The following is an 11,703-nucleotide window of genomic DNA, read 5'->3' as shown; positions in this document are numbered from 1 at the left end:
ATGGAAAAATTCACAGTTTATACGGGAACGACCGTTCCTCTCATGAATGATAACATCGACACCGACCAAATCCTACCCAAGCAGTTTCTCAAGTTGATTGATAAAAAAGGCTTTGGTAAGTACCTCATGTATGCTTGGCGTTATCTGGATGATCTCTATACTGAGGATCCAGACTTTGTCTTTAACCGACCTGAATATCGGAAAGCTAGTATTCTCATTTCAGGGGATAACTTTGGGGCAGGTTCTTCGAGGGAACACGCAGCTTGGGCTCTAGCTGACTATGGTTTTAAAGTCGTGATTGCGGGGTCTTTCGGTGATATTCATTACAATAATGAACTCAATAATGGCATGTTGCCCATTGTTCAACCTAAGGCCGTTAGAGACAAACTAGCCCAGCTACAACCAAGCGACCAGATAACCGTGGACTTGGAACAACAAAAAATCATCTCTCCAGTTGGAGAATTCACTTTTGAAATCGATAGCGAGTGGAAACACAAGCTCTTAAATGGTTTGGATGATATCGGGATTACCTTGCAGTATGAAGATTTGATTGCTGCCTACGAAAAACAACGACCAGCCTATTGGCAGGATTAGAAAAATAGAAAAGGAAACAGAACTATGACAAAACACATTCAATGGGACGGAACACTTTCACAAGAAGGCTACGACATTTTAAAAGGTGAGGGCGGATGTATCGTTTGTCCTACAAAAGTTGGTTACATTATCATGACTAGTGACAAGGCAGGACTTGAGCGTAAGTTTGAAGCCAAAGAACGTAACCGTAATAAACCAGGTGTTGTACTTTGTGGTAGTATGGATGAGCTTCGCGCTTTAGCGCAACTCAACCCAGAAATTGAAGCCTTCTACCAAAAACATTGGGATGAAGACATTCTTCTTGGTTGTATCCTTCCTTGGAAACCAGAAGCTTTTGAAAAACTCAAAGCCTACGGTGATGGCCGTGAAGAGCTGATGACTGATGTTCGTGGAACGAGCTGTTTCGTTATCAAGTTTGGGAAAGCTGGTGAACAATTGGCTGCCAAGCTTTGGGAAGAAGGTAAAATGGTTTATGCCTCATCTGCAAACCCATCTGGAAAAGGAAACCGTGGTAAAGTGGAAGGAATTGGGGAGCGTATCGAAGGGGCAGTGGACCTTGTTATAGAGGCAGACGACTACGTGGCATCTATCCAGCCTGACAAAACGATTGAAACTCGCTACGAGCAAGGAGTGATGGTATCTATGGTTGATAAAGATGGCAAGCTAATCCCAGAACAAGAAGGAGAACGTTCAATCTCACCAGCACCAGTTGTAATCCGCAAAGGACTGGACATTGATAAAATCATGATGCACCTGTCAGATATCTTTAACTCATGGGACTACCGTCAGGGAGAGTATTATTAGAATGTAGGAAGTGGGGAGAAAATAATCTCTCCTCTTTTTTGTTTTCGAGAAAAATCCGAACGATATAATTTAATTTATAAAATTATTTGACAAAAACTGTACTTTAGTTTATAATAAATTAAGGAAACGTCGGAAAAGGCGTAGTGATGCGAGAGCATAGGTAGGTCATTACAAAAGAAACGAGACATCGAGATGTTAAATGAATTTCCAATTTTTGATTACGAAGATATTCAATTGATTCCAAATAAATGTGTGATTAAAAGCCGTGCAGAAGCGGATACAAGTGTCACTTTAGGAAATCACACCTTTAAACTACCTGTTGTGCCAGCTAATATGCAGACGATTTTGGATGAAAATGTAGCAGAGCAACTAGCTAAAGGTGGTTACTTCTACATTATGCACCGTTTTGATGAGGCAGGACGCATTCCTTTTATTAAACGCATGCACGATCAAGGGCTTATTGCTTCTATCTCTGTCGGTGTTAAGGACTATGAGTATGATTTCGTAAGACAGCTCAAGAATGATGCTCCTGAGTATATCACGATTGATATTGCACATGGTCATGCGGATAGCGTGATTTCTATGATTCAGCACATCAAAAAAGAATTGCCAGATACTTTTGTTATTGCTGGAAATGTGGGAACACCAGAAGCTGTGCGTGAATTGGAAAACGCTGGTGCGGATGCTACGAAGGTCGGAATTGGTCCAGGTAAGGTTTGTATCACCAAGGTTAAGACTGGTTTTGGTACAGGTGGTTGGCAGTTGGCTGCTCTACGCTGGTGTGCCAAGGCTGCACGTAAACCGATTATCGCTGATGGAGGAATTCGTACTCATGGTGATATTGCCAAGTCTATCCGTTTTGGTGCCAGCATGGTCATGATTGGTTCCCTCTTTGCAGGACATATTGAAAGTCCAGGGAAAACGATTGAAGTTGATGGCGAAAAGTTCAAAGAGTACTATGGTTCAGCTTCACAATATCAAAAAGGTGCTTACAAAAATGTGGAGGGCAAACGCATCTTACTTCCTGCCAAAGGTCATTTGCAAGATACTTTGACTGAGATGGAACAAGACCTTCAAAGTGCTATTTCTTATGCAGGTGGACGTCAGGTTGCTGACCTTAAACACGTTGATTATGTGATCGTGAAAAACTCTATCTGGAATGGGGATGCTTCTCACTAAGACGGGCTATCTCACTAGAAAAAACTTGTTATTAGGGCAAATTTTTGTTATAATAAAACAAGTTTCCACCCTTAGTGTAATGGATATCACGTAAGATTCCGGTTCTTGAGATGGGGGTTCGATTCCCTCAGGGTGGATGTAAACATCTTAAAAAGCCTTTAATAGGGCTTTTTTCTTTATCCTGACCCAAATTTTTCCCTAATACTCTTCGAAAATCAAATTCAAACCACGTCAGCGTCGTCTTACCGTACTCAAGTACAGCCTGCGTCTAGCTTCCTAGTTTGCTCTTTGATTTTCATTGAGTATAAAACTGAAATCTCATTCTATAGAATGCCCAAATTCCTTCCAGTCCCGTTTTAGAGTGACTCAGGGGGCTTTTTTTGATATAATAAAAAGGACTGTTATCAGTTAGAAAGAGGTTGGTATGAAAGAATTACAAACTGTACTAAAGAACCATTTTGCAATCGAATTTGCAGACAAAAATTTACTGGAAACTGCCTTTACTCATACGAGTTATGCCAATGAGCACCGCCTCTTAAAAATTTCACACAATGAGCGCTTGGAATTTTTAGGAGACGCTGTTCTACAGTTATTGATTTCAGAATATCTGTATAAAAAATATCCTAAAAAGCCTGAGGGTGACTTGTCTAAACTCCGTGCCATGATTGTCCGCGAGGAGAGTTTGGCTGGTTTTGCACGTGATTGCCAGTTTGATCAGTTTATCAAGCTGGGTAAGGGGGAAGAAAAATCTGGTGGTCGCAATCGTGATACCATTCTTGGTGATGCCTTTGAAGCCTTTCTTGGTGCCCTCCTTTTGGACAAGGATGTGGCCAAGGTCAAGGAATTCATCTATCAAGTCATGATTCCCAAGGTGGAAGCAGGCGAGTTTGAAATGATTACAGACTACAAAACCCATCTCCAAGAGTTACTACAGGTCAATGGCGATGTGGCTATTCGGTATCAGGTGATTTCTGAAACGGGTCCTGCCCACGATAAGATCTTTGATGTAGAAGTTCTTGTCGAAGGTAAGAGCATTGGTCAAGGTCAAGGGCGTTCTAAGAAATTAGCAGAGCAAGAAGCTGCCAAAAATGCCGTTGAGAAAGGGCTGGATTCATGTATTTAAAGGAAATCGAAATTCAGGGATTCAAGTCTTTTGCTGACAAGACCAAGGTCGTCTTTGATCAAGGTGTGACGGCAGTTGTTGGTCCCAATGGATCTGGGAAATCCAATATTATAGAAAGTCTGCGTTGGGCCTTGGGGGAGTCAAGTGTTAGGAGTCTCCGTGGTGGCAAGATGCCGGATGTCATCTTTGCTGGAACAGAAAGTCGTAAACCGCTCAATTATGCTTCTGTAGTTGTAACTCTGAATAATAATGATGGATTTATCAAGGACGCAGGTCAAGAAATCAGAGTAGAACGTCATATCTATCGTAGTGGTGATAGCGAATACAAGATTGACGGCAAGAAAGTCCGTCTGCGTGATGTTCATGATCTCTTCTTGGATACAGGTTTGGGACGAGATTCCTTTTCTATCATTTCCCAAGGGAAGGTTGAGGAGATTTTTAATTCCAAGCCTGAAGAACGCCGTGCCATTTTTGAAGAAGCTGCAGGAGTTTTGAAATACAAGACTCGCAGAAAAGAAACTGAAAGTAAACTGCAACAAACTCAGGATAATTTAGATCGCTTAGAGGACATTATCTACGAGTTGGATAATCAAATCAAGCCTCTTGAGAAGCAAGCTGAGAATGCCCGAAAGTTTTTAGACTTGGAAGGTCAACGCAAGGCTGTTTATTTAGATGTCCTTGTTGCTCAAATCAAGGAAAATAAAGCTGAACTAGACTCGACAGAAGAAGAGTTGGCACAGGTTCAGGAACTCTTGACGAGCTACTACCAAAAGCGTGAAAAATTAGAAGAAGAAAATCAAGCTCTTAAAAAGCAACGCCAAGATTTACAAGCTGAAATGGCCAAAGATCAGGGTAGTTTGATGGATTTGACCAGTCTGATCAGTGATTTAGAGAGAAAATTAGCCCTATCGAAACTGGAATCTGAGCAAGTAGCCCTCAATCAACAGGAAGCACAAGCCCGTTTGGCTACTTTGGAGGATAAGAGAAATTCACTTATCAAAGAAAAATCTGATAAAGAAAACTCTTTAGCCCTTTTAGAGGAAAATCTAGTTCAAAATAATCAAAAACTCAACCGTTTAGAAGCTGAATTGCTAGCTTTTTCAGATGATCCTGATCAGATGATTGAGCTTTTGCGTGAACGCTTTGTGGCGCTTTTACAAGAAGAAGCGGATGTCTCAAACCAACTGACCCGTATCGAGAATGAGTTGGAAAATAGTCGTCAGCTTTCTCAAAAACAAGCAGATCAACTAGAAAAGCTGAAGGAGCAATTAGCTACAGCTAAAGAAAAGGCAAGTCAGCAAAGGAATGAGCTTGAAACTGCCAAGGATCATGTTCAGAAATTATTGGCCGACTATCAAGCTATTTCCAAGGAGCAAGAGAAGCAGAAAGCTTCCTATCAAACTCAACAAAGTCAACTCTTTGACCGTCTGGATAATCTCAAAAACAAGCAGGCGAGAGCCCAAAGTTTGGAAAATATCCTGAGAAATCACAGTAACTTTTATGCAGGTGTTAAGAGTGTTCTCCAAGAAAAAGCCCGCCTTGGTGGAATTATTGGTGCTGTTAGTGAGCACCTGACCTTTGATGTGCATTATCAAACTGCCCTAGAAATTGCGCTTGGAGCCAGCAGTCAGCATATCATCGTAGAAGATGAAGAGTCGGCAACCAAGGCGATTGATTTCCTAAAGCGCAACAGAGCTGGTCGTGCAACCTTTCTTCCGTTGACGACTATCAAGGCGCGTACGATTTCTAGTCAGAACCAAGATGCTATCGCTGCAAGTGCGGGATTTCTAGGCATGGCAGATGAGTTGGTGACATTCGATACGAGACTGGAAGCTATTTTCAAGAACTTGCTAGCTACGACAGCGATTTTTGATACCGTTGAACATGCGCGTGCAGCAGCGCGCAAAGTTCGTTATCAGGTTCGTATGGTGACATTGGACGGGACAGAGTTACGCACAGGTGGTTCCTATGCGGGTGGTGCCAATCGCCAGAACAACAGTATCTTCATTAAGCCAGAACTGGAGCAATTGCAAAAAGAAATTGCTGAAGAAAAAGCTAGCTTGCATACAGATGAAACGTCTTTGAAGACCTTGCAAGATGAGATGGCTTCATTGACAGAAAGATTAGAATCCATCAAATCTCAAGGAGAGCAGGCTCGTATTCAGGAGCAAGGCTTGTCGCTCGCTTATCAGCAGACCAGTCAGCAAGTTGAAGAGCTAGAAACTCTTTGGAAACTTCAAGAAGAGGAATTAGATCGTCTTTCTGACGGAGATTGGCAAGTAGACAAGGAAAAATACCAAGAGCGTCTTACTACAATCACCAGTGAAAAGCATAATCTGGAAGCTGAGATTGAAGAGATTAAATCTAATAAAAACGCCATCCAAGAACGTTATCAAAACTTGCAGGAAGAGGTAGCGCAAGCTCGTCTGCTTAAGACAGAACTGCAAGGGCAAAAACGTTATGAAGTGACTGATATTGAGCGCTTAGGTAAGGAACTAGATAATCTTGATATTGAACAAGAAGAAATTCAGCGCCTTCTTCAAGAAAAGGTTGACAATCTTGAGAAAGTTGATACAGATTTGCTCAGTCAACAGGTAGAAGAAGCCAAAACTCAGAAATCAAACCTCCAACAAGGTTTGATTCGCAAGCAGTTTGAGATGGATGATATGGAAGGGCAACTGGATGATATTGCTAGTCATTTGGATCAGGCGCGCCAACAGAATGAGGAGTGGATTCGCAAGCAAACACGTGCTGAAGCCAAGAAAGAAAAGGTCAGTGAGCGTTTGCGTCATTTACAAAGTCAATTAACAGACCAGTATCAGATTAGCTATACTGAAGCACTAGAAAAGGCACATGAATTGGAAAATCTCAATCTGGCAGAGCAAGAGGTGCAGGACTTAGAGAAGGCTATTCGCTCACTGGGTCCTGTCAATATAGAAGCTATTGACCAGTATGAAGAAGTCCACAACCGTCTTGATTTCCTAAATAGCCAGCGAGATGACATTTTGTCAGCGAAAAATTTGCTCCTTGAAACCATTACAGAGATGAATGATGAGGTCAAGGACCGCTTTAAATCCACTTTTGAAGCTATTCGTGAGTCCTTTAAAGTGACTTTCAAGCAGATGTTTGGTGGTGGCCAAGCAGACCTAATTCTGACAGAAGGTGATTTATTGACAGCTGGGGTTGAGATTTCTGTTCAACCTCCAGGTAAAAAAATCCAGTCTCTTAACCTCATGAGTGGTGGGGAAAAAGCCCTATCGGCTCTTGCCTTGCTCTTCTCCATTATCCGTGTCAAGACTATTCCCTTTGTTATCTTGGATGAGGTAGAGGCTGCGCTAGACGAAGCAAATGTTAAACGCTTTGGCGATTATCTCAACCGCTTTGACAAGGACAGCCAGTTTATCGTCGTAACCCACCGTAAGGGAACCATGGCAGCGGCTGATTCCATCTATGGAGTGACCATGCAAGAATCAGGTGTCTCAAAAATTGTTTCAGTTAAGTTAAAAGATTTAGAAAGTATTGAAGGATGACAATTAAACTAGTAGCAACAGATATGGATGGAACCTTCCTAGATGAGAATGGACGCTTTGATATGGACCGCCTCAAGTCTCTTTTAGCTTCTTACAAGGAAAAAGGGATTTACTTTGCGGTGGCTTCGGGGCGCGGATTTCTATCCTTAGAAAAATTATTTGCAGATGTTCGTGATGATATTATTTTCATTGCGGAAAATGGCAGTTTGGTCGAATATCAAGATCAGGACTTGTATGAAGCGACTATGTCTCGTGACTTTTATCTATCAACTTTTGAAAAGCTGAAAACGTCACCTTATGTAGATATAAATAAGCTTCTTTTGACTGGTAAGAAGGGTTCTTATGTGCTAGACACGGTTGATGAGACCTATTTGAAAGTGAGTCAGCACTATAATGAAAATATCCAAAAAGTAGCGAGTTTGGAAGATATCACAGATGACATTTTTAAATTTACGACCAACTTCACAGAAGAAACGCTAGAAGCTGGAGAAGCTTGGGTAAACGAAAATGTCCCTGGTGTCAAAGCTATGACAACTGGCTTTGAATCCATTGATATCGTGCTGGACTATGTCGATAAGGGAGTGGCCATTGTTGAATTAGCTAAAAAACTTGGTATCACGATGGATCAGGTTCTGGCTTTTGGAGACAATCTAAATGACTTGCATATGATGCAGGTTGTGGGACATCCTGTAGCTCCTGAAAATGCACGACCAGAAATTTTAGAATTAGCAGAGACTGTGATTGGTCACCATAAGGACCAGTCGGTTATAGCTTATATGGAGGGCTTATAATGGCAGATATAAAATTGATTGCATTGGACTTGGACGGGACCTTGCTGACTACTGATAAAAGGTTGACGGATCGTACCAAGGCAACTTTGAAAGCTGCGCGTGATCGTGGTATTAAGGTTGTATTGACAACTGGTCGTCCCTTAAAAGCTATGGATTTCTTTCTCCATGAGCTAGGGACTGACGGCCATGAAGATGAGTATACGATTACATTTAATGGTGGTTTGGTTCAGAAAAATACAGGAGAAATCCTTGATAAGACAGTCTTTTCATATGATGATGTGGCACGCTTGTATGAAGAAACAGAGAAATTATCACTGCCTCTTGATGCCATCTCAGAAGGAACTGTTTATCAAATTCAATCTGACCAAGAAAGTCTTTATGCCAAATTCAATCCAGCTTTGACTTTTGTTCCAGTGGACTTTGAAGACTTGTCTCGTCAAATGACCTATAATAAATGTGTGACTGCCTTTGATCAAGAACCCTTGGATGCAGCCATTCAGAAGATTTCTCCAGAATTGTTTGACCAATATGAAATCTTTAAATCACGTGAGATGTTGCTAGAGTGGTCACCAAAGAATGTTCATAAAGCAACAGGCTTGGCAAAACTAACCAGCCATCTAGGAATCGACCAAAGCCAAGTCATGGCCTGTGGAGATGAGGCCAATGATTTGTCTATGATTGAGTGGGCAGGGCTCGGTGTTGCCATGCAAAATGCTGTTCCTGAAGTCAAGGCTGTCGCAAATGTAGTGACGCCAATGACCAATGATGAAGAAGCTGTAGCCTGGGCTATCGAAGAATATGTGCTAAAGGAGAACTAAGATATGGGATTATTTGACCGTCTATTCGGAAAAAAAGAAGAACCTAAAATCGAAGAAGTTATAAAAGAAGCTCTGGAAAATCTTGATTTGTCTGAAGATACGGAGCCTTCCCTTACAGAAGCTGAGGAAGTTTCTCAAGAAGAGGCAGAAGTTGAAATTGTTGAAGAAGCTTTGCTCCAAGAAGAGGAAATCCAAGGCACAGTTGAAGAAAGTCAGGATTCAGATCCAGCTGTAGAGGTTCCTCAAGAAGAAATAGAAGAATTACCAAACTCAGAAGAAGTCTCAGAAGAAGAGAATCCTGAGCTCCTAGAGACTGAAGAAGAAAATAGTTCTGAAGTGCTTGAAGCAGAAACACCTCAAGTAGAAGAAACTGTTCAGGAAAAATATGACCGCAGTCTCAAGAAAACTCGCACAGGATTTGGTGCTCGTTTGAATGCCTTCTTTGCCAATTTCCGCTCTATCGATGAAGAATTCTTCGAGGAACTGGAAGAATTACTGATCATGAGTGACGTTGGAGTGCAGGTCGCTTCTAACTTAACAGAGGAGTTACGCTACGAAGCCAAGCTTGAAAACGCCAAGAAACCTGATGCACTTCGCCGTGTCATCATTGAGAAATTAGTTGAGCTTTATGAAAAAGGTGGCAACTACGATGAGAGCATCCACTTCCAAGATGGCTTGACAGTTATGCTCTTTGTTGGAGTTAATGGTGTTGGGAAAACAACTTCTATCGGGAAATTAGCCCATCGCTACAAACAAGCTGGTAAGAAGGTCATGTTGGTTGCGGCAGATACCTTCCGTGCAGGGGCGGTAGCCCAGCTAGTTGAATGGGGTCGACGAGTAGATGTTCCAGTAGTGACTGGACCTGAGAAAGCTGACCCAGCCAGTGTGGTCTTTGATGGCATGGAACGTGCCGTAGCTGAAGGTATCGATATTCTCATGATTGATACCGCTGGTCGTCTGCAAAACAAGGACAACCTCATGGCCGAGTTGGAAAAGATTGGTCGTATTATCAAACGTGTCGTACCAGAAGCACCTCATGAAACCTTCTTGGCGCTTGATGCATCAACAGGTCAAAATGCCCTGGTACAGGCCAAAGAATTTTCAAAAATTACCCCATTGACAGGAATTGTCTTGACTAAGATTGATGGAACAGCTCGAGGTGGTGTGGTTCTAGCCATCCGTGAAGAACTCAATATTCCTGTAAAATTAATTGGATTTGGTGAAAAAATCGATGATATTGGAGAGTTTAACTCAGAAAACTTTATGAAAGGTCTCTTAGAAGGCTTAATCTAATCAGAAACAAAAATCCTGCAAGGCATAACCTTGCAGGATTTTTTTTATTCTAAACGACCGTCTTGACGATAGGCTATATCTGGTTGCCAGGTCCATTTGGCACCGAATTTTTCAAGTAAATCAAAGCTAGCTTGAGGTCCCATACTTCCAGCTTTATAGTCATGAAGTGGGGAACCATTTTCAGCCCAAATCTCTTCGATACGATCAATCAACTTCCATGACGCACTAACTTCATCCCAGTGGCTAAAGTTAGTTGAGTTATTATTTAAGACATCATAAATCAATTTCTCGTATGGTTCTGGAGAAGCACCAGTTGCGGTCGCATCTGTACGGTAATCCAGTGAGTTATGAGCTAAGTTAAATTCTTCTCCTACTTGCTTCCCATTTAGGCTGAGAGAGAAACCTTCTGTTGGTTGGATATAGATGGTCAAAATGTTTGGAGCAAGAGGTTCTCCAAAGATAGAGTCCATTTGTTTAAAGACGATATTGACATGAGTCCCTTTTTTAGTCAGACGTTTACCAGTACGGAAGAAGAAAGGAACACCACGGAATCGATCGCTATCTACAAAGAAAGCACCAGATGCAAAGGTTTCAGTTGTAGATTCTGGATTCACATTTGGTTCGCTACGATAAGAGATATATTTCATGCCATCAATCTTACCAGAACGGTATTGACCACGGATAAAGTGTTCTTTAAGCTCTTCATCAGTTGGATGATGGAGGTTCTTAAAGACCTTAATCTTCTCGGCACGAATCTCGTCTTTTGTGAAGCTGGCTGGCTTGTTCATAGCAAGGAGAGAAAGAAGTTGTAGTGTATGGTTTTGTACCATATCGCGAAGGGCACCAGATTGGTCATAGTAGCCACCACGTTCTTCTACACCCAAGCTCTCTGCAAAGGTAATTTGAATATTGTCAATAAAGTCCTTGTTCCAAACATTTTCAAAAATCAAGTTTGCAAAGCGTACTGCAAAGATACTTTGAATCATTTCCTTACCAAGATAATGGTCAATACGGAAAATTTGTTTTTCGTCAAATGTTGCTAGAAGATCGTCATTCAACTTGCTTGCGCTTTCGTAATCTGTACCAAATGGTTTCTCAACGATTAAACGTTCAAAACCTTTACCGTCCACAATGTTTTCAGACTTAAGGTGTTTAGCAATAGTTCCAAAGAACTGGGGTGCCATAGACAAGAAGAAGAGCTTGTTGTGTTCAGCTTGGTACTTGTCATTCAGCTCAGCCTGTAATTGATGTAAAGCAATGTAATGCTCTGTATCATTGACATCATGACTTTGATAATAGAAGTGGCTAGCGAACTCTTGAGCCTGTTCGGTACTATCTGCCAAATCAAGGATAGATTCGACTACAACAGATTCAAAATATTCCTTGCTCCAAGGACGACGGGCAGTTCCAATGACTGCAAAGTGCTTGGAAAGATTGCCGGATTTATATAGTCTAAAAAGGGAAGGGTAGAGCTTGCGTTTAGCCAGGTCTCCACTCGCACCGAAAATTGTAACAATAACCTTAGATGACATCTAGCTACCTAATTTCTATTTTATTCCTAGTCTTGCTAG

General features: G+C 41.7%; 9 protein-coding genes and 1 tRNA gene. 9 read left to right on the top strand and 1 reads right to left on the bottom strand.

What is annotated here, in order from left to right; genetic code table 11:
- The 9 genes from leuD to ftsY all read left to right on the top strand — a co-directional run bounded on the left by leuD (window position 1) and on the right by ftsY (window position 10,132).
- Window positions 1-594, top strand: a complete 594-nt coding sequence (leuD, locus tag UKS_RS06030) for a 3-isopropylmalate dehydratase small subunit (protein WP_156012196.1) — start codon at window positions 1-3, stop codon at window positions 592-594.
- 24 nt (window positions 595-618) lie between these two features.
- On the top strand, window positions 619-1,398 hold the full coding sequence (locus tag UKS_RS06025; RefSeq protein ID WP_049494800.1) for an L-threonylcarbamoyladenylate synthase: 780 nt from the start codon (window positions 619-621) through the stop codon (window positions 1,396-1,398).
- A 192-nt stretch (window positions 1,399-1,590) separates the two neighbouring features.
- Complete coding sequence (locus UKS_RS06020) at window positions 1,591-2,577, top strand: GMP reductase (protein ID WP_156012195.1); 987 nt, start codon at window positions 1,591-1,593, stop codon at window positions 2,575-2,577.
- 65 nt (window positions 2,578-2,642) lie between these two features.
- Window positions 2,643-2,714: transfer RNA gene (locus UKS_RS06015), tRNA-Arg, on the top strand.
- Between the two features lie 287 nt (window positions 2,715-3,001).
- A complete protein-coding gene (rnc, locus tag UKS_RS06010) occupies window positions 3,002-3,700 on the top strand; it encodes a ribonuclease III (RefSeq protein WP_115904401.1) in 699 nt (232 codons plus the stop codon).
- Window positions 3,691-7,230, top strand: a complete 3,540-nt coding sequence (gene smc, locus UKS_RS06005; RefSeq protein WP_156012194.1) for a chromosome segregation protein SMC — start codon at window positions 3,691-3,693, stop codon at window positions 7,228-7,230. Before rnc ends, smc begins: the two co-directional genes overlap by 10 nt.
- A complete protein-coding gene (locus UKS_RS06000; RefSeq protein WP_156012193.1) occupies window positions 7,227-8,021 on the top strand; it encodes a Cof-type HAD-IIB family hydrolase in 795 nt (264 codons plus the stop codon). The genes smc and UKS_RS06000 overlap by 4 nt, the downstream gene beginning before the upstream one ends.
- The gene (locus UKS_RS05995; RefSeq protein WP_156012192.1) at window positions 8,021-8,839 is read left to right on the top strand and encodes a Cof-type HAD-IIB family hydrolase; all 819 of its coding nucleotides are present in this window, start codon (window positions 8,021-8,023) and stop codon (window positions 8,837-8,839) included. Before UKS_RS06000 ends, UKS_RS05995 begins: the two co-directional genes overlap by 1 nt.
- Window positions 8,840-8,842: 3 nt before the next feature.
- Window positions 8,843-10,132: a signal recognition particle-docking protein FtsY gene (gene ftsY / locus UKS_RS05990; protein ID WP_156012191.1), complete on the top strand. Its 1,290-nt coding sequence runs from the start codon at window positions 8,843-8,845 to the stop codon at window positions 10,130-10,132.
- A 44-nt stretch (window positions 10,133-10,176) separates the two neighbouring features.
- On the opposite strand, the gene zwf is transcribed toward ftsY, so the two are convergent.
- Entirely contained in the window at window positions 10,177-11,664 is a 1,488-nt protein-coding gene (gene zwf / locus UKS_RS05985; RefSeq protein ID WP_049497269.1) for a glucose-6-phosphate dehydrogenase, read from the bottom strand.
- Between the last annotated feature and the right edge of the window lie 39 nt (window positions 11,665-11,703).

The sequence above is a fragment of the Streptococcus sp. 116-D4 genome, assembly GCF_009731465.1.
In the GTDB taxonomy this organism is placed as follows: Bacteria; Bacillota; Bacilli; order Lactobacillales; family Streptococcaceae; genus Streptococcus; species Streptococcus pseudopneumoniae_E.
The sequence above is the reverse complement of the archived record's forward strand: the minus strand, read 5'-3'. Positions and strand labels throughout refer to the sequence as shown.